This window comes from Schleiferilactobacillus shenzhenensis LY-73, from assembly GCF_000469325.1.
GTDB classification, from domain to species: Bacteria; Bacillota; Bacilli; order Lactobacillales; family Lactobacillaceae; genus Schleiferilactobacillus; species Schleiferilactobacillus shenzhenensis.
Genome location: NZ_KI271603.1, coordinates 1 through 24,113 on the forward strand (window position 1 = coordinate 1; position 24,113 = coordinate 24,113).

Below are 24,113 nucleotides of genomic sequence, written 5' to 3' on the forward strand. Positions count from 1 at the left end.
CTCAGGGCTAAGCCCGCAAAACTTCATAGTCGGCCCGTTGGTCAAGTGGTTAAGACACCGCCCTTTCACGGCGGTAACATGGGTTCAAATCCCGTACGGGTCATTGTCCTTTGAGGACATTTTGCCGACTTAGCTCAGCTGGTAGAGCATCGGTATCGTAAACCGAGGGTCAGCCGTTCGAATCGGCTAGTCGGCACTGATGAAGCCGAAGCGTTGAATTTTCAGCGTTTCGGCTTTTTTTGTGCTGGTACAGCGGAATCATTGGCTACTTCTCTGAAAATGCGCGAAGCAGCGCCGATGGCGAGCGCGTGCCGGGGCAAGTGGCTGGTGCCAGTGCGGTCATTTTGACACTGATCGTCATCTTCATTCGCTTACTGATATGGTCCGAGACTAAAAAACCGCCGTCCTATCGAGAACAGCGGTGTAACGAACATGTCGTGGCGTTCCTGATTACCTGAAGGGGGATCCGTTAGGGGAGCGTGCTGAGACAGCGTCTCGGCCACTTTGGCAAACAGCCAAGACTGCACGCCCGCCTTTCTCACCCGCCAATCGTGGTATCAAAATCATCCGTGTACGTAATCGTGGCGTTGTACTTCTGGGGCGAGATACCCGCGGTTGAGGGTACGTGGAGGCGGACAGTGTAGGTGTTGGTGTGCACGGTCTCGGCGCCGGTATAATTCCACGTCTGGGGCGTCCCGGCTGAGCCGTCAGCCAAGACGGTGTAGTCAAGCGGGGCTGTGCGGTTCTGGTCAGTGTAGAGGAGGCTCATGCTAGTCACCTGGGTGGCGTCAGCGCCGGTAAAGGCGGAGGCCGAGATGCTGACGCGGTCGCTGTTCGCGGGGGTGCCCCGGACGGTGGTAATGGTTACGGGGACGCTGCCAGTGCCGTCGTCGGTGCCGGTAGTATCGTCGTGGTCGTCGTTCAGGTAATCGTGGCTGCCAGCGGTTAAGATACGCTTCCCGAAGGATAGATTCGGACTGGTGACGATCAACTGGTGGGAATTGGTAGCGGTGGTGAATGGAATCCACAGGGAGAAATGAGTCGTGACGGCCCCGTTGACCAGGTCGGTGCTCAGCCGGGCGTAAAGCGTATCGTTGGCCTGCTTGGTCAGCTTCAGGTAGTCTGCATAAGGGAAAGTATAGACGCCGTTCGCCAAATGGGCATCGGCGACCAGGCTGGTCAGATCAGCGTTCGAACTGCTCGTGGTCGTGGTGGCCTGGTCAAAGAGCTGGAAGGTGACGGGTTGAGTCGACGGGTCGATGGGAAGAACACTGCCGGCGCCGTCGATGCTGAAGTGCGTGAGTGCGTGGTGCAGGTCCTGAATCACCATGTTCAGTCCGTTCCCGGCGGTGTTCGGGGCCAAGGTAATCACGGGCAAGGTCGTGCCGATAAGCATGTCCTGCTGGTTGATGGTCAGGGCGTGATCGCTGGCAGTGAGTGTCGCGACCGATTCCAGGTCATTGACGTTCTTGGCGTTCGTGTTCAATGCCGGTTCGGCATAGGACGACAAGTTGATCTGACTCAGGTGGCTATGGTTCTTTTGCAGAAAGGCCGCCACATCCTGGTATGTCTTCCCATTGTCGTCATAAGCTGCCTGGACGTCGCTGCCGGTGAGCTGGTCGGCCACCAAGTTCAGGTTAGCCAATTGCGGATAATCAGTCAGCGTGGCTGCTGTTGTCTCCTTGGAAAACAGGTCGCTGGTGCGGTCGTAACCGGACAGGTCAAGCGTGACGAGTGTGGCCGATTGAACGTGGCCCATAAAACTCCGGAAGTTCTGGTCGGCAGTGCTTTGATCAGTATCTTTCAGGAGCTTCTCGCCATAAATCGCCATGCCTTGCAGCTTCGTGGCGTATTCCAGTCCCGTGGCGGCGTGGCGGATGTTCCATCCGGTGCTGCCCTGGGTGGTGTGGGGATGGCCGTTCGTGATGCTGGTTCCGGTCAGATTGCTGAGACCTTGCAGCGCGGGCATCATCGATTTCTGCAGCACATTAGCGGCGCCGTCATTGGCGGAAATGGTACCACCGCCAGGGACGGTGTTGGTGTACGTCACCGGATCGGCGGTGAAACTGCTGTCGATCGTTACCGTCTCGTCGTTGAAAGCAGTCGTCACCAGCTGGCGCAGCCCGGCGTCGGGCATCCACGTGCTGAGCGGTTCATACAGCGTGTAATCGACGACCCAATTGTAGGAGACACCAGCTGCTGTGCCCGTGAAGAGAAAGGCGGCCTTGACCCGGTCGTTGGCCTTCAGTTTGGCAATGCCGCTAGCGGTCAGGGAGAATTGGGCGACGGGCAGTGCGGCCGTCCCGGTCACGCTGGGCGTGATATCCGCCGCGGTCAGCCGCACGGTGGTGTCGCTGGCATCCGTTATGGGCCAATAGCTCATCCCGTTACTTGTCAGCGTGAGGCCGCTGACTGGCATATGCAGCTGATCATTTGTGGTGAACACGTGGGTCTCGTTGCTGCGGTCGGGCATGGGAATCGTGTCAGTATCGCTGACGGCATCGCCGGGCACCTGCACCGGACTCGTGACGGTGAGCGGGTAGTCGGTATAATAGTGGGTCAACTTTGCCGCGTCAGCATCACCTGGTTGGGTGTAACTCCGGGTGTAAGTGTCAGAAAGGTCGGCGCTGATGGCGCTATCGATCCCGGCAATGAACGGCGTCAGCGTGACGGTCACCGTCAGTTCGTTGGCGTAATACTGGCCCATGGCTTCATCTTTCGGGGTGCTGTACAAATCCAGGGCATTGCCGGCAGCGGTCTTGGTGATGGCGAGGGTGGTGGAATGGTCAGCGTTGGCCGTTGTTGTGACAGCGGCATCGCTGCATTTCTTAAATTCTGTACCGTGTTTGTCGGTGGCAGGAACGTCGCTGTCCAGTTCGGCGGCCGTACTGGTGACGTTGAAACCAGCTGGTACAGTGAGATTCAAGTGCACCCCCGTCCAGGGATTCGGCCCTGTGGCCGGGGCCTTCACGGTGTAAGCGTAAGTGAGGCTGCGGCCCTTCTGGGTGGTGAGGGTCGTCGACCCGGGCTTGGTCACTGTGGTCGTGTCGTCGGTGGTATTGGCGCCATCGCCCAGGGTCCACTTAATCGTGGGCCGGGTGGCGACACGGCGGTAGTGGTTGATGATCCGCTGATAGGGAACATCGTAGGTCCCGTAATAGGTCAAGTCCTGCTGGGCGCTTGGTTGGACCAGTGCACCGTTGTCCGGCTGCGTGGCCGGATTGGTGCTGGTGGCGGTGAGCTTGTAAATATCGTTGTCCTGGGGCTTGTTGTATTTCTCGTAAGTGGTGTAGTCATAAATGTAGCTGACATCGGTATCCTTGAAGGACCCATTCTTGCTGTCGATGGTATAAGGAATGGCGCTGCTGAAGGTCTTCCCTTCAGACTGGAAGTTGCCTTGGTTGAGGGCATCCTTAATACTATTGCCGTTCTGATCGACGAAGCGGGAAGTGAAGGCCCCCGGCTCAGGCGTGTAATCGGCGTAGAAGGCGCGCACCTGTTGGACCGCCATGGAACCGCCCGTGGAGGCAGAAACGTTCAAAGCGAAGTAGGGCGCGTTGTTCGTACTCTTCAGCATTTGCGGAATGTTGACGGTCATGGACCAGCTGTAAGCCGGGGTCTCGCCGGTTGTGGGATTGCCGTTAGCATCCGTGCCGTCAAAGCCCTCGTAGAACTGGCCGTTGCGTTGGGCCTGGTACACGTCAAAGGTGATCGTGCCGGTGTCGCCCGATACCCGGTAGTTGGCCGTGATCCCGTGCCAGTTCCCATCCCAAAATTCGCTGGGGTCCATCTTGGTGGGATTACTGGCGACCGTGCCGCCATAATAACTGGACGTGTCCCCGGACTTGAGAATCTTCAGCCAGCCGGCGTCGGACCCTTCGAGCAGGGCGCCGAAGGGCATTTTGTTCCCACCTGACGCCCCGTCAACAGCAACATCTGCATCCAATGTGCCGAATACCTTGCCTTCTCCGTTCTTGTCTCGGAAATAGGCGGCATAGTCCGCGGTCTGGGTCGTTGGATCATAGGGATCATCGTCGAGTCCCAAGGTGGCTGCCAGATCATGGGCTGTTGTGCCATAGACCTGATTGCTGCTGTCGTTCATGTAGGGATCGAATTTGACACCCAAAACGTGGGGCAGGGTCGCCAACCCCATATTGCCCCCAAACATACCGACGGCACCAAGCTGCGCTGGATAAATACCAAAGGCGAGACCATCAGCGACTTGTTTACCAGTGATGGCGGACTGGGTGCCTTGGCCAAACATAATGGCATACTTCAGGCTGAAGTCCTTGGTCAGATCGACCCGGTTGTTTAAGGTGACGGCGCTGGCTTGGTTGTAGGTATCCGTCAGCGTGACGGTGGACCAGTTGCCCTGGAGATCCCGAGCAACGGTCGCCTGGCCATAAGCACTAAAGAAATCTTGGGTATCAGCGGGGGTCGTGTAGATCGTCCCGTCCTTGTGGACTGGCGGGTCGTCGGCCTGTACGCGGTGAGTTTGCCGGCCGACCCAGATGAGGCAGAAAATCAGCAGTAACACCGCCAAAACACGGCGCCGGATTAATGTTCGATACATCATCATTCCCCCATAGTAGCAAAAAAAACAATATGGACAGGTGTCTAAAATCCTATACTGTCCATAAGCCATCCCCGATGGCAGAAGCATTTGGGCATATTCTTGCAAACAATAGTATACATTAGACCAATTATGAACGGAACCATCTTTTATATCAGCTATTTGCAAATAGTGACTTTAGCTCAATTTCGCGATAGTGCGCCGTGCCATTCACCCATTTCGTAAATATACCAATATGACTTAATGATTGACAAAACTGCCAGTCTGTCAATATAACATCATGCGAATACTTCTTCATGATATGGTCAGATAACTGCCAATCGTCTTTTTCTCCCGTTGAGTGAGACAATAGTCGGCCCCGAGGTCGAGAAAAAAGCGCCCCGCAATCGATTACGGGGCGCTCGTGGTTTCAAATCGTATCCGGCGCGTACGTGTACGTCAATGCAGCACTGTAGCCATCGTTACCGGTCTGGATGCCTGTGGTGTCGGGAATCACCAGCCGCACGTGATATTGCCGAGACGATTCAGCTGGATTCTCTGCGGAGAAGGTCGTTCGCCCCAGTCGGGTCGCCCCATTGTTGGCGCCGGTCGTGTTTGCCGGTACGGTATAGGTTTCGCCGGTGAGCATGGCCGTGAACAGCAAATGCCAAGAGAGAATCGTGCTGGTCCCATCGCGGCTGGTGAACGGCGAAGCGGCCAGGGTCACGTCGCCGCCAGATCCGCTCTGCCGGCCGGCTCGGGTGACGGTGACTGTCACTGGCGTATCCGTAGCGGCGGGACCATCGCTGTGCTTCCCCCGGGTCTCATCAACCCCATCGTTCGGGAAACTGCCGGCCCGCAGCCACCGGCGGCCGAAGTCCAGGTCCGTGGGGGTCACAGTGAGCGCGCTAAACCCGCTGATTTGGGCCGGGGTCCAACTGCTGTAATCCGTTGTCGCGCCGGCAGTATGGCTGGTGACGGACCGGCGAAGGTAGAACTGGTCATCGCTGCGGGTCGTCGTACCGGCATAATCCGCGTAAGCGATTGGCTGAGCAGTCTTGACCAAGTTGGGGAACGCCGCATTCGTGCTGGTCACATCGCTGCGGGCGTGGTCGTAAGCGGCCAGCGCCAGGCTTGGGCCATCCGGACGCGGCTGTTCACCGGCCAGACCGAGGGCGGCTTGGGTGACATCCTGGAGCGATTTGACCGGGACCGTCATGACCAGCCGCTTCTCCTCAGCACTCAGCGGCACATCCACCGCCGGCGCCAGCAGCATGTTCTTTTGATGAATGACCAGCGCGGTGTTGGCATCCGTCACGATGGGACCGATGGCGTTGACGTTTTTCTTATTCTGCAAGCGGTCCGGTTCATCCAGGGAAGAAAGGTTCGTCTGAACCAACCGGCCAGCGGGCAGATTCTGTCGGTAGACGCCGCCGATGTCCGAAAAGCGGCCATGGCCGTCATCCGCGGCGAGATCCGCCGCCGTTAACTCATCTGCGACCAGGTTGAAGTTCTTGAGTTGGGGAAACGCCAGGGTAGCCGCCGGCAGCGCAGACGCCTGCGCGGGGAAGACATCGTGACCCCGGTCATAACCCGACAGATCCAAGGTCTCCAGACTCTTGGGCAGGAGGGGGAGCAGCGTCCGGAAGGTGCCGGCGGCTGTCGCTGCGTCCGGGTCTGTATCCGTCAGGAGCTTGCCGCCGTAGATGGCCAGGGCCTGCAGGTTGGTCGCATATTCCAGACCGGTGGCGTCATGGCGCAGGTTCCACGGGGTGGTGTCCTTTTTTTCTTGGGGATGGCCGCTGGCGGCGGGCGCATTGGTCAGCGCGTGCAGGGCGGTCATGTCCGACTTTCTCAACTCATCCGGATAACCATCCGTGTCATGGGTGGGGCGCGTGTTGGTGATGGGCTGTCCAGGGGTGAAGAAATCAGGGTCGATGACGACGGCGGGGGCGGCAAAAGCGTTGGCCACCAGGGTGCGCAGGCCGCTGTCCGGCATCCAGGTCGTCTGCGGTTCGTACAGGGTGTAATTAACGATCCAGGACGTCGTTGTGGCGCCATCGGTGGTGCCGGTGAATTGGAAGGCGGCCTGCACGTCATCGTTGGCCTTCAACTTCTGGACACCGCTGGCGGTGAGGTGAAAGCCGCCCAGTGGGGTGTCCGCGGCAGAGACAATGTCGGCGGCGGTGAGGCGGGCCTGATGGGCCGGCGGTGCCGTGGTCACTGGATAGAGGGTCGTGCGAGCGGGATCGATGAGGACGCCGTCCGGCTTGTGTAATTCAGCCGCTGTGAAGTCGTGGCTTTCGCCCATGGTATTGGCTTGCGGGCGGTGAGTCAACGCGATCCACTGCGCGGCCAGGGTGGGTTCTGTCTCGTTGATGGCGTGTTTGATCGTGACCGGATACTCCGTGTAGTAGCTGGTGGCCGCCGGCGGGGCGGGCGTTGTGTAGTCGCCCAGATAACTGTCACTGAGAGCAGCGGTGATCGTCCCGCTGGCATTATCGTGGGCCGGCACGAGGCTGACGGTCACCAATAGCCCGGTGGCTTGTGCCGTGCCGTTGCTGTCCGCGGACTGGCCGAAGAGATCGCTGCCGCCGGGGCCGCCCACCGTGAGAGTGGTAGTCCCGCTGGCGGTGGTGCCGGTCTCAATGGCGGGCTGGCTGCCGGTCAAGACGGTGCTCCCCGAGAGGAACTGGGCCTTGACGGGCTGATCGGCGGCGATGGCGAATCCGGCCGGGAGGGTCAGTGTGAGGTGCGTCCCGTTCCACGGATTGGGACCAGTGGCCGGACTTTGCACTTGATAGGTATACGTCAGCGGCACACCCGCTTGGACGGACAGCTTGTCCAGGAACGACGCGCTTTTCTCACTGGTATGGGCCTGGCCGGCCAAGGTACTGGTGATGACCGGCCGGGTCGCGACCCGGCGATAGTGGGTGACGATCTGCTGATAGGCGGTCTTGTATTGGCCGTGATAGGTATAATCGGTGCCGCCGGCGGTGGGGGATACGATTGTCCCCGTTGCGGTGGGCTGTCCCGGCACCGCTGCAGTCGGCGTCAGGCGGGTGACCACTTTCTGGTCCCCGCTGGTACCGGTACTGAATGCTTGGTAAGTGGTGTAATCATACGTGTAGGCGGTATTCTTCCCGTCGGCTGCGGTTTCTTGAATCGTTCCGGGAATCACCAACTGGGCGGCGTCTCCCACGTGGTCCGGATCATGCACGTTCTCGGCGGCCCGGATGCTCTTCCCGTTCTCGTCCACGAACCGGGACGTCATGGAGCCGGGTTCTGGGGTGTAACTGGCATACAGGTTCTTGATTTGTTGTTTGAGAAAGGCGGACCCCGTTGAGGCGGCGATGTTCATGGCAAAGTACGGCTTCTTCGCGGTGTGGCCAGTCATCGTCGGGATGCTCACGGTCCGCACCCACTGCCCCAGCAAGTCACCCGAACGCGGCTGGTATTCCATGTACGGGGCATCGTTGTATTGCCCGTTGGCGCGGTAGACACGGTAAATTTTGATCGTCAGTGTCCCCGTCTGGCCGTCGGCAGAAACGGTGTAGTTGATCTGCATCCCGTGCCATTGACCATCATTGAGGTAGGAATAGTCGATGTGCGTGGGCGGGGTGTCGATGCGGCCGCCGTAAAAGCCGCCGTCGCCGCCCGCCCGGGGTATGGCGATCCAACCCTGGGACGTCGTTTGAATGAACGCCCCATACGGGACACGGGCCTTATCAGTGGACCCAAAAATGACATCGCCCGTGCTGTTGGCATCCCGAAAGAGCTTGGCAAAGGCGACGGTGTTGGTCAGGGGATTGAGCGTGGACGGCACGGTGATGTGCAAGGCTTGCGCCAGATCGTTGTATGTGGCGTCGGCGCCAAAGTTGATGTCATCGTTCAGGTATGGGTCGACTTTAAACCCCAGCAAATCCGGGATCGCACCGACGCCTAAGTTGCCGCCAAACATCCCAATCGCTCCGAGCTGACCAGGATAGAGGCCAAACGAGATCCCATCTCCCGCCACCGTGTCCCCATACTGCGATTGGGTCCCAAAATTCGCCGCAAACGCCAAGGTGAAGGGCCGGGTAAGATCCATCCGGTTGTTCAGTGTGATGGCCCCGGCTTTCCTCTCTGCTGCCGGGGTCAGCGTCACGCTGGCCCATTTACCGTTGTCGTCCTTGGCGACATTAGCCGTTCCGAAGGCATTCCAAAAGTTCTGAGTATCGTCCGGGGTCGTCACGATGACACTGTCATTGGCGGCCCGGACGGGTGCTGCCAGCCTCATCCCCAAGGCGGCAGTGCTGCTAAGTAAAACCAGTGCCATGATGCGTGCTGCAAAGTGCCTCATGTTCATGATTGGTCCCTCCAGGATGTTCACCGTCCTGTGATCGGCCCCACCAATCCGGTTTCCGGCGTTACTTTGGTACTACGAATTCAACCTATCATGGGTGAGTGGGAAAGTAAATTTCAATTTTGCCAAGCAATATTTGTCGTTTGTGGATGTCGGTGGGTATACGCGGATGAGAATTCCCACCTTGTCATCATCATTCTTTAGATAACGTCGCTTATTGAATCGCCTGGCTCCATGATACTGTGTGATATTGTCATCATACGGTTGCCATGGAAGCGATGAGAAACGGACCGTGATGGTTTGACCGCGGGGGACGTTGCAGCTTTGCAGATGGGAAACATTGTCCATTGTCTGGTATTGTTCAGCCCATGAAAAAAACACACCAGACAAACTTCCTGGTGTGTTCCTTTTCTGCCAACTTACAGCGTATTCGGCATGTAGGTGTAAACGAGGTTCGCTGTATACTGTTCTTTCCCTGTCAGAATACCGGTGGTGTCCGGTACGACCAAACGCACATGGTACGCGCTGGTACCGGTCGCGGGTGTGGCGGTGGGGAAGGTGATGGGGGAGAGCGTCGTGGGATTGTTGTTGCCTGCTGTGGAGTTCGCGGGCACGCTGTAGGCGGTGCCGGCCGCAGTGTCCGTGAAGCGCAGGTGCCAGGTGGCCAGCGTGCTGGTCCCGCCGACGAAGGGAGAGGCTGCAGCCGTGAGCTGACCGCTGGCCGCCGTCGGGCCGCCGGATTTGGTGACGGTGATCGTCACGGGGGTGCCTTCCGCCGCCTCCGGTGTCGTATGGCTGGTTTCATCGTAACCGGTATTAGCGAAGTCACCGGCCCGCAGCAGCCGTGTACCGAAGTCCAAGTTATCCGGCGTGACAGTCATGGCGGTCAAGGATTGAAACGTCGCGGGGGTCCAGCTGGAATAGTTGGTGGTTGCCCCCGCGGCCGTAAAGGTTAGCGCCCGCTGGATATAGAAGGTGCCGGAATTCGTATGGGTGTTGACCGTATAGTCGGTATACGGTACCGTACCGTCTCCTGTGAAGAAAGTGGTAAAGTGGGCATTGCCGCCGCCGGCATCGCTGTGGGCCAGATCGTAGGCGTTCAGGTTGGGATCATTGCCCGCCGGCAGGGTCGGCTGACTAGCCTGACCGAAGGATTGCTGAGCGAGCTTCTTTAAATTCGTCACGGGCAGGGTCATTTCTAACTGCCCAGCGGTGTTGGTCAAGGGAATGTCCAGTGCCGGTGCAATCAGCATGTTTTTCTGGTTGATGATCACGCCGCGATGGCTGTCAGTCACGACGGGGCCGAGCTTGTTCACGTTTTTCTGATTGGTCAGTTTGCCTGGTTCAGCCAAGGAAGACAGGTTCGTCTGCTTAAACGCGCCGTTGGGCACGTTCTGCACGTAAAATTGGGCCACGTCGGAGTACCGGCCTTGGGCATCGGTGGTTTGCAGGTCGGCCGATACCAATTCATTCGCCACCAGATTAAAGTTCGCCAAATTGGAGAAAGTCACCGTGGTGTCAGCCAGCGCCGCCGCCTGATGAGCGAAGACGTCCTGACTGCGGTCGTACCCGGACAGATCCAGGGTCACGAGACTCTTGGGCAGCACCGGCAGCAGAGAACGAAATGTCCCATTCGTCTGCGGGTGGGTCACGGTCGTGTTCGCCAGCAGTTTTTCGCCATAAATGGCCAAGGCTTGAAGCGTTGTGGCGTATTCTAGGCCGGTGGGATCGTTGCGCAGGTTCCAAGCTGTCGTACCCGTGGTATTTTGGGGATGGCCAATCGTTGGCGCCGCGTTGGTCAGGGCTTTTAAGCCGCTCATGTCCGACTTTCTCAACTCGCCGTTGGGATAATGATCAGTGGGGTGGGTCAAGCGGGTATTCGTTACGGGTGTGCCGCCGCTGATGAAGTCGGGATCGATGGTCACGGGCTGGGCGAAGGCGGTCTGTACCAACTGCTGCAGCCCCGTATCGGGCATCCACGTCGTCAGCGGCTCATAGAGGTTATAGTCCACCTGCCACTTGGTGGTCTTCGTCCCGTTGGTCCCGGTGAACTGAAAGGCAGCCTTAACATAATCGTTCGCCTTCAGCTTCTGGATGCCAGAATCCGTGAGCGTGAAGCCGCCGAGAAGATTGGCCGAACCGGTGACCGCCGCCGGCACAATGTCCGCGGCCGTGAGGCGCACGGTGTGGTCCGGCGGGGTGTCGTTCACGGGGAGGTAGGCCATGCTGCCGGCCGCAGGGTTGAGGACGACGCCGGCGGGCATGTGCAGTTCAGCCGCAGTGAAGTCGTGTTTCTCTGTCGTCCGGTCGGTCAGCGGGATCCAGACGTTCGTGACCAGACCCGGATCGGCCTCATTGAGGGCGTTGGTGTACGTCACCGGATAGCCGGTGTAGTAGTTGGTTTTCTTCTCCGCATCGGTCGTAGCGGGGGTGGTGTAATCCATCAGGTACGTGTCGTCCAAGGTCGCCCGAATGATGCCCGTGGTGGTATCTCCTGAAGCGGTGATCGGCACCGTGACCAGCAAGGTGTTGGGCTGCACCGTGCCATTGGCGTCCTTCAGGATCCCCGAGAGATCGACGCCAGAGATTGTGAGCACGGAAGCGTGGTCACTGGGATCGCTGCTCCGGGTGATGGTGGGAGAAACGCTGGTTGGGGCCGTATCGGCGAGGGCCTCGGCCGTGACGGCGGTGGGACTGACTGTGTAGCCTTGGGGGACTTTCACCGTCAGGGTGACGCCTTTCCACGGATTCGGGCCAGTCGCCGGTGCGGTCACTTTGAATGTGTAGGTCATTTTGGTATTTCGTTCAATCGCGACGTGGTTCAGAAAGTCATGACCGCTCGTGCCCACGGGAGTTTGTTCCGTGTTGACGCCTTTCACACTGATGGCCGTGCTGATGGTGGGCTGCGATTGGTCGCGCCGGTAGTGATTAATGATGCGCTGATAGGGTTTGAGATATTGGCCGTAGTAGGTGTAATCGCCGCTGTCGCCGGGCCGGACCACGGCGCCGTTCGGAGCATCGCTGGGGGCAGGCTTGGCTGTGGCCACGGGTAGTTTGCTGACGACTCGGGGATCGGTGGCGCTGGTATACGTGTATTTTTCGTAGTTAGCATAATCAAATTTGTAGGTGTTGCCGTCTGCATCGGTCAGCGTCTCGGGCACCTTCAGATCAAATGGGCCCGACTGGGTCTGGAAGTCGCCGAAGTTTTGCGTGTCTTGCAGATTCTTCCCGTTTTCGTCAACAAACCGCGCCGTCACCGCGTAGGGTTCGGGGGTGTATTCGGCGTAGATATTCTTGATTTGCTGAACTGCCGTAAACTTCCCGGTGGAACCCGCGATATTCATCGCCAGATAAGGGGCATCGGTCCCGGGAGCGGCTTTGTATGTGGCCGCGGTATTGCGCTTCATCGTCGCCATATTGATCGTCCGTGTAAATGTAAGCTTGGGTTTGAGCGATTCATAGGCGCCATCACTTCTGAACTGGGTGTAGAGGTTAAAAGTAAAGGTGCCGACATCAGGGCCGACTGTATAGACGATCGTCATCCCGTGCCATTGATTATCGTGGAGCGACGCATCCGGCATTGGGGTCGCCCGAAACCCTCCTATCCCACCGCCATAATAATTTGACGGGTTCTCGTTATTGTGCAGGTTCCCTGGGGTCCAGACGTAGCCGGTATTGGTCGTTTCCACCAGTCCGAAATATGGTACAGATATTTCGGAATCAACATATAACTTAGTATCAAGGGAGCCAAAGACGTACTTACTCTCGTGGTTTTTTTCTTGGAAAAATTGGGCATATTGCACCGTTTGGGTGACGGGATCAAGGTCAGGCATCGTTGTTAAGCCGACCCCTTTTAACAGGGCAGACAACGCTGGATCATCCCCGCCATTGTCATCCCTGTTCACATAATCATCCACTTTGAAGCCAATCATATTGCGGATTGCGCCCATCCCTAGGTTGCCCCCGAACATGCCCACAGCTCCAATTTGGCCGGGGTACATACCAAAAGACATACCGTCACCCATCTCAGAAGAATATTTTCCGAGCTTGATCCCCATTTTCAGCGTAAATGGCTGAGACAAATCGACACGGCTGTTCAGGGAAACAGCCCCGCCTTTAAATTGCTGGTCATCGGTCAAATTGACCTGGGCCCAGCGCCCCTGGTCATCCAACGAGACAGTGGAATAACCGTAGGGTTTGAAAAAGTTCTGGGTGTCATCCGGCGTGGTGTAAATACGGCTCGGGCTATTTGGCGCAGCCTGGACAGCCGGATGCGCTGCGGTGAGGCCGCCGCTGCCGGCCATGGCCAGCAATATGATGATGATCTGCAGTGTCCGTTTGATAGTCTTCATGCTGATTCCCCCAGGTGACTGATTCTTGTGAAGTTCCCACATTACCGTAATACCGGCGTTTCCCCATACGTGTACCTTCAATTTAACATGTACTGAGCATAGCCAATAGTCATGTTTTTGAAACAAAAATTACGAGTAATGAATATGTGGGAATTATATAAATTAGTTTTCCCACTATTTATACATTGCTTTCTCTATTTTCAGTAATGACAATGCGGCGAAGTCCGTATTTGCTGTAATCAACTGACATGTTAGTGGTGTGTCAATTATGAGTGCAGACAGGACGATATTGGCGCTGGCGGCACCGTCCCAGACTGCCAATGGCTTTTGGTTCCTGGTTCACAAAACCAAAAAACACCAGCGCATTGGCGCAGGTGTTTGATGTTCCCACCGACTACAGGGTGTTGGGCATATAGGTGTAAACAAGGTTTGCGGTGTACTTCTCCTGACCAGTCTGAATACCGGTCGTGTCCGGCACCACGAGGCGGACATGGTACGCGCTGGTCCCAGTCTCTGGCGTTGCTGCGGGGAAAGTGATGGGCGACAGGGTGATGGGGTTATTGTTGCTCGTGGTGGAATTCGCCGGCACAGTGAACGTCGTCCCTTCTGCCGTATCCGTGAAGCGCAGATGCCAGTTGGCCATTGTACTGGTGCCGCTGACGAAGGGGGAGGCGGCGGCCGTCAGCTGCCCGCTAGCTGCCGCCGGGCCGCCGGCTTGGGTAACGGTGATCGTCACGGGGGTGCCTTCCGCCGCTTCCGGTGTTGTACTACTTGTTTCATCGTAGCCGGTATTGGCAAAGTCTCCCGCGCGCAGGTGCCGCTTGCCGAAGTCCAAGTGATCCGGCGTGACGGCCATGGCGGTCAGCGCTTGAATCCCCGCGGGGGTCCAACTGGAATAGTGGGTCGTCGCACCGGCCGCCGTGTAGGCTATTGTACGCAGGATGTAGAACGATCCCGATTGGGTCACGCTCGTGCCGGTGTAGTCGCTATACGGCACGCTGCCGTTACCGGCGAAGAAGGTGGTGAAGCGGCCGTTGGCGGTCGGTTCGTCACTGCGGGCCAAGTCATATGCCGTCATGGTGATTGGCAGATTGGTGGGCAGCGCACTGGTACCGGCGCCGCCAATCATCTGTTGATCCATTGTCTTTAGGGCTGTCAGCGGGAGAGTCATCATCAGCTGGCCGGTGGTGTTTGTTAAGGTCACGTTGACCGCCGACGCAATCAGCATATCGTGCTGATTAATGGTGAGTGCCGTGTTGCCCGCGGTCATGATGGGGGCCAACTGATTGACCAGTTGCGGATTGCTGAGCTTGGCGGGTTCATCGAAGGAAGAAAGGTTCGTCTGGGTCAGGTGGTCGAGATTAGCAGTGTAAAACGCACTGATGTCCGAATACTGGCCGTTTCCCGCCGGTTCTTGCAGGTCGGCGGGTACCAATTCGTCCGCCACAAGATTGAAGTTCGTCAACTTGGGGAAAGTCAGTGTGGTTTGAGGCAGCGTTGCCGGTTGGTAGGCAAACACATCCTGGCGGCGGTCATACCCCGATAGATCCAGCGTGACCAAGCTCTTCGGCAAAATCGGCAGCAAAGACCGGAACGTTCCGTCTGTCTTCCGGTTCGCGGTCACCGGGTTGGCCAGGAGTTTATCGCCATAAATGGCCAGCGCCTGGAGATTTGCAGCGTATTCCAAACCGGTGGGGTCGTTGCGCAAGTTCCAAGTTGTGGTGCCGGCGGTATCGTGGGGATGACCGATCGTTGGTGCGGCGTTTGTGAGGGCCCGCAGCGCAGACATGTCCGATTTTCTTAACTCATCCCCCGGATACTGATCAGCGGGATGTGCTGGCAGTGTGTTCGCAATCGCTGTGCCGCCGCTGATGAAGTTCGCATCGATCGTTACCGGCTGGGCAAAGGCGGTGCGGACCAGCTGCTGGAGACCGGTGTCGGGCATCCAGGTGGTCAGCGGTTCATATAAGTTGTAGTCCACTTGCCACTGGGTGGTCTTCGTGCCGTTGGTGCCGGTGAACTGGAAGGCCGCCTGCACGTAGTCGTTGGCCCGCAGCTTCTTGATGCCCGAATCGGTGAGGGTGAACCCGCCGAGCAGATTGGCGGACCCGGTAACGGCTGCCGGCGTAATATCCTGCGCGGTGAGGCGGACGGTGTGGGCCGGCGGCGTATCATTAACGGGGAAATAGGCGATGCTGCCGGCGGCGTTGAGGACGACGCCGACCGGCATGTGCAGGTCCGCGGCAGTGAAGTCGTGCTTTTCTGCGGCCCGGTCGCTCAACGGGATCCAGACGTTGGAGACGATATCCGGCTCGACTTCGTTGATGGCGTTGGTGTAGGTGACGGGGTAACCGGTGTAGTAATTGGTCTTTTTCTGGGCATCCGTCTCTGCAGGGCTCGTGTAGTCCATGAGGTAGGTGTCGTCCAGCGTGGCCCGGATGGTACCGGTCGTCGCGCCTGTCGCCGTCAGCGGCAGCGTGACCAGCAGTGTGTTCGGCTGCACTGTGCCGCCGGCATCTTTCAACAGTCCGGTGAGATTGACTCCGGAGATGGTGATCACGGCGGCCTGGCTGCTCGGGTCACTGCTCCGAGTGATGGTGGGGGTAGCACTGGTGGCAGTCGTCCCGGACAGGGCGGCGGCAGTGACCCCGGTGGGACTCACTGTGAAGCCTTGGGGGACTTTCACGGTAAGGGTGACGCCCTTCCAAGGATTTGGGCCAGTGGCGGGGACGGTCACTTTGAATGTGTAGTTCATTTTGGTGTTGTTCCCCAGCGTGACCTTATTGAGAAAATCGTGACCGCTCGTGCCCACCGGTGTCTGTTCCGTATCTTTCCCTTGCACTGAGATGCCAGTGGCAATGGTCGGCTGAGATTGGACACGTTTGTAGTGGGTCACAATGCTTTGGTAGGGCGCTTTGAACGTGGCGTGGTAGGTGTAATCCGCACTGCCGACCAGGGCCCCTTCTGGCGGCAGCGTTCCCGGCGCCGTGGCAACAGGCAAGATCCGCTGGATCACTTTGGCGTTCGTCCCTTGGTTGAAGCCTTCATAAGTCGTGTAGTCGTATACGTATGTAACGTCTTCGGGCACGGGTTTGGCAGTGTTGGGATTGATGTTCGGGTCGACCACTTGGCCGTGAATCGTGCCAAGAACGGGGATGGTGAACTCGTCACCCAACTGCTTGGCACCGCTCTTATTGACTGCAGCGGCGATACTTTTCCCGTTTTCATCAACGTACCGCGAGGTGACAGAACCCGGCTCTGGCGTATAACTGGCATACAGATTTTTGATTTGTTGGGTAAGGAAGAACTGACCCGTTGATGCGGCAATATTCATCGCAAAATAGGGCTCTTGGCCTGTCATACTGTTAACCTTGGTGATTTCGATGGTGCGGGTCCATTTTTGCAACAGTTCGCCATTGCGATCGTCGTAGAAGCTCGCTTCGTTATAGACCCGATTGCTGTGATAGGTCGAGTACAGGCGAATGGCCAGCGTGCCGGTTTTTCCGTCAGACGACACGGTGTAATCGATTTTCATGCCGTGCCATTTGGCATCGAGAACGTAATTGTAGCTGAATGGCATTGGCGGTGTGTAGATGCTGCCGCCATAAAAGCCGGGATCACTTACGGAAGATTGGCCAGGCGCGATCTGGGGGATCTCGATGCGGCCCTGGCGGCTTGTTTGGATAAATGCGCCGTAAGGAACAGCAATTTTGTTCGCCGGTTCGCGATAGTAAATCTGATCGTCGGTCGGGCCGTAGACAACATTGCCCAACGGGTTAGCATTCCGAAATAATTCCGTCAGCTTGACGGTATCGGTGAGCGGATCAATGTTGCTGGGCAAGGTGACCCCCAAACGGCTGGCCAGGTCGGCATAAGTGGTGCTGCTGTTGCCGTTGTCATTCCAAGTATTCAGATACGGATCCATTTTGAAGCCCACGGCAAACGGAATGGCGCCAACCCCTAAATTACCGCCAAACATGCCGATGGCCCCCAATTGTCCAGGATACAGGGCGAAAGAGATGCCATCACCCACATTGACCCCCACGGACGGTCGATACCCAAAGTTGGCCCCAAATTCAATATTGAATGGCTGCGACAGATCTAAGCGGTTATTCAGCGTAATGGCCCCGGCCTGGTTTTTCCAGTTTTGAGTCAGCAGCACGCTGGCCCACTTGCCGTCTTCATCCATATTGACGTTGGCGGTACCAAAGGCGTTCCAAAAGTTTTGCGTATCATCCGGCGTGGTCACGATGACGTTGTCCGCCGCTGCGGCCACGGTCGGGGGGATACGCGCCCCGAAGGCCGCCGCAAACAATAGCGCGGCAAAAATAACCAGATACTTTCCCCAATGGTGATGATGCATCATGAATCCCCCCAATTGACTAGCGTTGTGATCCCCAGAAGCCCATGGTAACGGCACAATACCGTCCCGGCAGTCTCAATTTATCACCGTTTCAACGGATGACATATTCATGTTTTTTAATTAAAAATTGCTCGATTTGAATATGTGGGAAATATATAAATTAGTATTCCCACTTTTTATAAACTGTTTTGTTGGCTTTTATTCATCAGTCCAAGATGATGAATCAGGCGCCAGTGAACAGCTGATATATATGCCGCATGAGCAAACTGCGTCATGGGTCCCTGTCGCCGCCCGGGTTGGGACACTTCGGCAAAGCTGTACATTCCCGGGCCACCGGTGTTTTTTTGGCGATTGAGTGGATTGTTTTCTCATCCGCGGGGGTGGGGGAATGTGCTACACTGACGATGTAGTCTTTTTTGAAAGGTGGATGTCTCGTGCCGGAACAATCGAGTGCGTCAACGGAGCCAAAAGCGAAACAGGATGATCTCGCTTTCTTGACTCCTGGCGAGGTCTTTGATCGTCTGGACTCCAAGCCCCAGGGCCTGACCAGTGACCAGGCGAGCCAGAGACAGGAGCAATACGGTAAGAACCAAATTGAAACAAAGGAAGGCGAACCGATGTGGGTGAAGTTCCTCAAGAACTTCATCAGCACCATGGCCATTTTGTTGTGGATCGGCGGTGCCGTCGCGTTCTTTTCTGGCACCCCGGAACTGGGGATCGCGATTTGGCTGGTCAATGTGATCAACGGCTTGTTCAGTTTCTTCCAAGAGAGCAAGGCCAGCAAAGCCACTGACGCATTGAAGAAAATGCTGCCGACGTATGCCCGGGTCATTCGGGACGGTACCGAGCAGCAAGTCAACGCCGTGGATCTGGTCCCTGGTGATGTGATGCTGGTGGAAGAGGGGGACAAAATCTCCGCTGATGCCCGCTTACTGGAGATGACGGATCTGCAGGTCAACCAGTCGGCACTGACCGGGGAATCCAACCCGGTGCGTAAGAGCCCGGACCAGATCGTTGACCACGACCTGTCGCGCTTCGAACTGAAGAACATGATCTTCGCCGGGACGACGGTTTCCAGCGGCAACGGCAAGGCGGTTGTTTCCGCCATTGCCATGGACACCGAGTTCGGCAAGATTGCCAACTTGACCCAGGGAATGAAGGAAGAAAAGAGTCCGCTGGAAAAAGAGCTGGACAAGCTCACCCAGCAGATTTCGTTCATCGCCGTGACCATCGGGGTCATCTTCTTCATCGGTGCGGCGTTCTTCGTGCGCCAGCCCCTGGCAGCCGCCTTCATCTTCTCCTTAGGGATGATCGTAGCCTTCATTCCTGAAGGTCTGTTGCCGACCGTGACGCTGTCTTTGGCCATGGCCGTACAGCGGATGGCGAAGGAACATGCCTTGATGAAGTCGTTGAATTCCGTAGAAACGCTGGGGTCGACGTCGGTGATCTGTTCGGATAAGACCGGGACGCTGACGCAGAACGAAATGACCGTCAACCACGTATGGCTGCCAGAGGGCGAGTTCATCGTGCACGGCCAGGGCTATTCCCCGGATGGGTCAGTGACGAAGGACGACCAAACCGTCACCTTCCGCGACAACAAGGAGCTGGAACTGACGCTGTCCGCGGCGACTTTGTGCTCGAACGCCCGGATCCTCCCGCCTGACGATGAGCATCCCCGGTACACTGTCCTGGGTGATCCCACCGAGGCCTGCCTGGGCGTCGCGGCGGAAAAAGCCAAAATCGATATTAAGCAATTATTGCAGGATAATCCCCGTTTGCGGGAGCTGCCGTTTGATTCCAACCGGAAGCGGATGACGGTCATCAACAACCTGAAGACGGCCATCGATGGCAACAAACGCGTTGCTTTTGTTAAAGGTGCGCCCAAAGAAACGTCTGAGTTGTGCACCACCACCCGGGAAAACGGCAAGATTCGGCCGCTGACTGACGAAGACCGCAAGAACATCATGGCTGCCAATGACCAGTATGCGCGCAGCGGTCTGCGGGTCTTGGCCGTCGCCTACCGGCCGCTGGACCACAACGACAGTCTGCCCAAGTCCATGACCAAGTACACGCCCGAGCTGATCGAGCAGGACATGGTCTTCTTGGGTCTGGTCGTCATGGCCGATCCGCCCCGGGTGGAAGTCGCTGCCGCGGTGGAGAAGTGTAACGAAGCCAACATCCGCATTATCATGATCACCGGTGACTACGGCTTGACCGCCGAGAGTATTGCTAAGCGGATCGGCATCGTCAAGGGGGACAACCCCCGCGTCGTCACCGGCTTTGAGCTGGGGAAGATGTCTGACGATGATTTGAAAAAAGCCCTATCTGACGAAGTCATCTTCGCCCGGGTGGCCCCGGAACAGAAGTATCGGGTCGTCACCAATCTGCAGGAAATGGGTAAAGTCGTGGCCGTGACCGGCGACGGCGTGAACGATGCCCCGGCCTTGAAGAAAGCCGATATTGGTGTGGCCATGGGCATTACCGGTACCGACGTAGCCAAGGAAGCCGCTGACATGATCCTCACCGACGACAACTTTGCGTCGATCGTCCATGCCGTTGAAGAGGGCCGGGCGGTCTTCGATAATATTCGGAAGTTCCTGGTCTACATTTTCAACTCCAACATGTCTGAAGGGGTGCCGTCGGCTTTCTTCCTATTCTCTAAGGGCCTGATTGCCCTGCCGCTGACTGTCATGCAGATCCTGTCCATCGACTTGGGCACAGATATGCTGCCGGCCTTGGGCTTGGGTACCGAGGAACCCGAGGAAGGCATCATGCACCGGCCCCCGCGGAAACATGGCGAGAGCTTGCTGACCAAGGGGATCGTCGTCAAGGCGTTCTTCTGGTATGGTCTGCTGGAGGCTATTCTGGCCATGGTCGGGTACTTCTACGCGAACTGGAACCACACCGGCTTCATGGGCCCGCTGGCCAGTTCCGGCTTGATTTACCGCCAGGCCACTACGATGACCTTGGGGGCGATCATCTTTACCCAGATCGGCAACGCCATGAACTGCCGGACCAACAAACAGTCCATCTTCAAAGCCGGACTCTTCAAAAACAAACTGGTGAATATCGGGATCGTGTTCGAGATCTGCTTATTCGCTGTTCTATCGTATGCCCCATTCATGCACGGCTTATTCAACACCGCCCCGCTGGCGCCGACAGACTGGATTTACCTGGTTTGCTGCCCGTTCATCGTGGTGGCGATTGAAGAAACGCGGAAAGCGTGGTTGCGGCATCGGGATGCCAAACGAGGGAACATAGAGGGGGAGCAAGCAGCATGAAAATCATTATTGTAGGATGCGGCCGACTGGGTTCCGGTCTGGCCACGACGCTGGCTAATGATGGCAATACCATCACAGTCATCTGTGCCGATGAGAAGAAATTCAAACGTCTGCCGGCAGATTTCAAGGGGACCAAGATTCTCGGCATCGAGTTCGATAAGGACAACCTGGAGAAAGCCGGGATTGAACGGGCCGACAGCCTCATCTCTTGTACCGAGAGCGACGAGATCAACGCGCTGGTGGCGCGCATCGCCCGCAACTATTACCGGGTCCCCCGGGTCATTGCCCGGCTGTACGACCAGCGCAAGGTGGATCTTTATAACGCCCTGGGTATCCAGATCATTGCTACGACCCGCTGGGGCATTGCTCGGGCCAAGGAGCTGCTCACTTTCTCCCATCTGGAGAACGTCATGAGCATTGGCAACACACCGGTGGAGATCGTCCGGATTACCGTCTCCAGCATGATGGCCGGCAACTCGATCCGGGACCTGTTCCCGGTCACTGAAGTGCAGCCCGTCGCCATCTCCCGCGGCAACCAGTCGTTCATTCCAACGCGCACCACGACCTTGGAGGCCGGCGATATTCTCTACCTGTCGGCACTGGGGGACACGTTGGAACAAGTGAAGCGGACACTGGATCTGTAAGAGGGAGGAAGAAAGCTTATGCGTACAATTATTGTCGGCGGCGGCCAAGTCGGGTCGTATGTGGCCCGCATCCTCATCGATGCCGGGCGCGATGTCCGCGTCATCGAGAACCGGGAAAAGCCCTTGGCGGGGCTGAAGAACGAACTGCCGCCGGACGTTATCGTCAATGGCGACGGGGCCGATCCTAAAGTATTGGAGCAGGCAGGAATCAATGATGCCGATGTCGTGGCCGCAGTCACCGGAGCGGACGAGATCAACTTGGTCACTGCCACCATTGCCAAGTTCGAATTCGGCGTGGACAAGGTCATCGCCCGCATCAACAACCCCAAGAACACCTGGCTCTTCACCGCGGAGATGGGCGTTGACGTCCGCGTTTCTCAAGCCTACCTGATTGCCAACGTGATCACTGACCAGATCGACTTCACCAACCTGACCACCCTGATGCGCCTGAATCGCGGCAATAACGCTATCGTCCAAATCACCGTGGGGGACGGCGCCCAAGCGGATGGTAAGGCGCTGCGGGACATCAAGTTCCCTGAAGGCACGGTCGTCATCAACGTTCGTCGGGGCGAAGCCAACCTGGTTGCCGGCGCCGATACGGTGATCACCAAGGGCGATTCTGTCCTGGTCTACACCCGGACGGTCAACGAAGACGAGATCAACACCATTTTCCGGTAAGTATTAGGCAGAAAGGCGGGGGACCACGATGCGGGTCGCTTTCAGTACCGATTTGCACTACGACGTCAACCACCTGACTGCCAGCGACTACTTCGCCGCCCAGGCTGATTATTTCCAGCAGCACGGTATCAGTGTGTACGTCTTGGGCGGGGACCAGTACAATGACTTTCAAAAAACGGTTCAATTCGTCGATGATTTCCAGTCGTTTCTGGGGACGGCGGTGAAACTGTACTTCATTGCCGGCAACCACGACATGGTCAGCGGCGTCACTTATGGGGAACTGGAATCCTTCCAGCACCCCGCCTACCTGCACCACCGCGTCGTCACCCTGCCGGGTACCAGTTATGCCCTGGTCGGCAACAACGGGTGGTACGATTACACCCTGGCGCCGCTCGGCCAAGATAAGACGGCCGACGAGTATACCCGCTGGAAGAAAGCCTTCTGGATCGACTCGGCCATTGATTCACCGCTGAGTGATCAGGAACGAATGGACCGCGTGCTGGACCAAGTCCGCAGTGATTTGGCCCAGGCCGCAACTGCTGGCGGCCGGATCCTGTTCGTGGACCACTTTGTTCCCCGGCGAGACTTTCTCATTTACGCGGGCGACCGGCCGTATTGGAACATGGCCACGGCGTTGATGGGCAGCCGCCGTCTGGGCGACCTGTTGGCGGCCACACCGGCGGTGGACACGGTCGTCTTCGGCCACCTGCACCACCGGGACCCGCCGCTGCTCGTTGACGGCCAGCGGTACCTGCACACGCCGTTGGGTTATGGGTTGAAGCGAGCCTGGGAGTGGCAGAGCCATGATTTTCTGACCGAATGGAAACACACCTTAATGGTGCGCGACATTCCAGAAAAATAAGGCTGCGCCCCTTGCGTCCTGACTGATTTTTCGGTATGATATTTTTCGTTGGTGAATTGCGACAGCAGCACCAGCGAAAATGGAGGAGTAGCGAAGAGGCTAAACGCGGCGGACTGTAAATCCGCTCCTTCGGGTTCAAAGGTTCGAATCCTTTCTCCTCCATTATCATTGGGATATAGCCAAGCGGTAAGGCAACAGGTTTTGATCCTGTCATGCGCTGGTTCGAATCCAGCTATCCCAACTGAGCACAAAAAAATCCCCGGCAAAGTGCGCCGGGGATTTTTTTGCACTCAGCGAACCGCAGCATTCTGCGAGAATGAGGGATCCGGGCTCTGCAGGGCGGAAGTGCTGGGTCAAAAGAGGCGTGAGAGACGTTGATGAGTGGCGGATGACTGGGTGTTTGACGATAGAGCGGGTTGATTTGTTGACTTGGTGAAGATTGGGGGTATACTGACCAAAAATGTTTGAGAGGTGTTTGGGATGCCGCGGAAACAGCGTTTTGTGGTCACGGTCGTGATTGTTTTTGGGATGGCGTCGATTATGAGTTTGATTGGGAATGTGCTGGCGACGGGGTGGAATGCGGTGACTTGGCGGAGCTGGCTGGTGTGGTGGATTCCCACTGTCGTGGTGGCGTTCTTGTATAACTGGTTCGTCGCCTACCATGTCACCCAGTGGTTCATCCACCGCGCCACGCGCCACGTGAATGATCCGACGGAAGTGCAGCGGCGGAGCAAAGGGGTCACCAGCCGGGTGATGTTGCTGATCATGTGTGTCACCATGTCCACCTTCGGCCTCCTCATCGGCGGCGCCTTCGCCCACATCGGCTTCACGGCACTGCTCTGGGTCTGGCTGCGCAGCCTCGTCATTGCCTTCTTCGTACGCGGGCTGCTGGTCAAGCCGGTCGCATTCTATGTGCAGCGGCGATTCTTCCCACTGCCGGTGGCCTGAACTTTCTGGTAAGTAAGAGCGTTTCGCGAGGCCCGGCGATTTGGGCCCTCCGCCAGGGGGCCGGCGACGCGAAGCTAGTGCGGAGCCG

The 24,113-nt window shown here is 57.4% G+C and carries 9 protein-coding genes and 4 tRNA genes; 9 read left to right on the top strand and 4 right to left on the bottom strand.

Features of this window, described 5'->3' with window-relative positions; all coding sequences use genetic code 11:
* Positions 1–31: 31 nt before the first annotated feature.
* Both L248_RS12110 and L248_RS12115 read left to right on the top strand, forming a co-directional pair.
* Positions 32–103: transfer RNA gene (locus L248_RS12110), tRNA-Glu, on the top strand.
* Positions 104–123: 20 nt separating this feature from the next.
* Positions 124–196, top strand: a tRNA-Thr gene (locus L248_RS12115).
* Positions 197–538: 342 nt separating this feature from the next.
* Here the strand turns inward: L248_RS12115 and L248_RS12120 are convergent.
* From L248_RS12120 to L248_RS12135, 4 genes are all read right to left on the bottom strand, one after another.
* Positions 539–4,573, bottom strand: coding sequence for a lectin-like domain-containing protein (locus L248_RS12120; RefSeq protein WP_040536701.1), 4,035 nt, complete (start codon positions 4,571–4,573; stop codon positions 539–541).
* Between the two features lie 409 nt (positions 4,574–4,982).
* Entirely contained in the window at positions 4,983–8,900 is a 3,918-nt protein-coding gene (locus L248_RS12125) for a lectin-like domain-containing protein (protein ID WP_155828662.1), read from the bottom strand.
* 416 nt (positions 8,901–9,316) lie between these two features.
* Positions 9,317–13,249, bottom strand: a complete 3,933-nt coding sequence (locus L248_RS12130; protein ID WP_040536705.1) for a lectin-like domain-containing protein — start codon at positions 13,247–13,249, stop codon at positions 9,317–9,319.
* Positions 13,250–13,643: 394 nt separating this feature from the next.
* Positions 13,644–17,615 (bottom strand): lectin-like domain-containing protein, encoded by a 3,972-nt coding sequence (locus L248_RS12135; protein WP_022530532.1) that lies wholly within the window; start codon positions 17,613–17,615, stop codon positions 13,644–13,646.
* Between the two features lie 431 nt (positions 17,616–18,046).
* Between L248_RS12135 and L248_RS12140 the strand changes: the two genes are divergently transcribed.
* From L248_RS12140 to L248_RS12170, 7 genes are all read left to right on the top strand, one after another.
* Positions 18,047–20,893: a cation-translocating P-type ATPase gene (locus L248_RS12140; protein ID WP_052000059.1), complete on the top strand. Its 2,847-nt coding sequence runs from the start codon at positions 18,047–18,049 to the stop codon at positions 20,891–20,893.
* Positions 20,890–21,537 carry a potassium channel family protein gene (locus tag L248_RS12145; RefSeq protein ID WP_022530535.1) on the top strand — a complete coding sequence of 216 codons (648 nt, stop codon included), beginning with the start codon at positions 20,890–20,892 and terminating at the stop codon, positions 21,535–21,537. The genes L248_RS12140 and L248_RS12145 overlap by 4 nt, the downstream gene beginning before the upstream one ends.
* A gap of 18 nt (positions 21,538–21,555) precedes the next feature.
* Positions 21,556–22,215, top strand: coding sequence for a potassium channel family protein (locus tag L248_RS12150; protein WP_022530536.1), 660 nt, complete (start codon positions 21,556–21,558; stop codon positions 22,213–22,215).
* Positions 22,216–22,243: 28 nt separating this feature from the next.
* The gene (locus L248_RS12155; RefSeq protein ID WP_022530537.1) at positions 22,244–23,077 is read left to right on the top strand and encodes a metallophosphoesterase; all 834 of its coding nucleotides are present in this window, start codon (positions 22,244–22,246) and stop codon (positions 23,075–23,077) included.
* 81 nt (positions 23,078–23,158) lie between these two features.
* Positions 23,159–23,239 (top strand) — tRNA-Tyr (locus L248_RS12160).
* A 7-nt stretch (positions 23,240–23,246) separates the two neighbouring features.
* Positions 23,247–23,318, top strand: a tRNA-Gln gene (locus L248_RS12165).
* Positions 23,319–23,557: 239 nt separating this feature from the next.
* Positions 23,558–24,025 carry a DUF2798 domain-containing protein gene (locus tag L248_RS12170; RefSeq protein ID WP_022530539.1) on the top strand — a complete coding sequence of 156 codons (468 nt, stop codon included), beginning with the start codon at positions 23,558–23,560 and terminating at the stop codon, positions 24,023–24,025.
* The last annotated feature ends 88 nt before the right edge of the window (positions 24,026–24,113 follow it).

Bases quoted from the DNA above. Each gene is read 5' to 3' on its own strand.
- L248_RS12125 (WP_155828662.1), bottom strand. From the start codon at position 8,900: ATGAACATGAGGCACTTTGCAGCACGCATCATGGCACTGGTTTTACTT.
- L248_RS12135 (WP_022530532.1), bottom strand. From the start codon at position 17,615: ATGATGCATCATCACCATTGGGGAAAGTATCTGGTTATTTTTGCCGCG.
- L248_RS12170 (WP_022530539.1), top strand. From the start codon at position 23,558: ATGCCGCGGAAACAGCGTTTTGTGGTCACGGTCGTGATTGTTTTTGGG.
- L248_RS12145 (WP_022530535.1), top strand. From the start codon at position 20,890: ATGAAAATCATTATTGTAGGATGCGGCCGACTGGGTTCCGGTCTGGCC.
- L248_RS12150 (WP_022530536.1), top strand. From the start codon at position 21,556: ATGCGTACAATTATTGTCGGCGGCGGCCAAGTCGGGTCGTATGTGGCC.
- L248_RS12155 (WP_022530537.1), top strand. From the start codon at position 22,244: ATGCGGGTCGCTTTCAGTACCGATTTGCACTACGACGTCAACCACCTG.
- L248_RS12130 (WP_040536705.1), bottom strand. From the start codon at position 13,249: ATGAAGACTATCAAACGGACACTGCAGATCATCATCATATTGCTGGCC.
- L248_RS12120 (WP_040536701.1), bottom strand. From the start codon at position 4,573: ATGTATCGAACATTAATCCGGCGCCGTGTTTTGGCGGTGTTACTGCTG.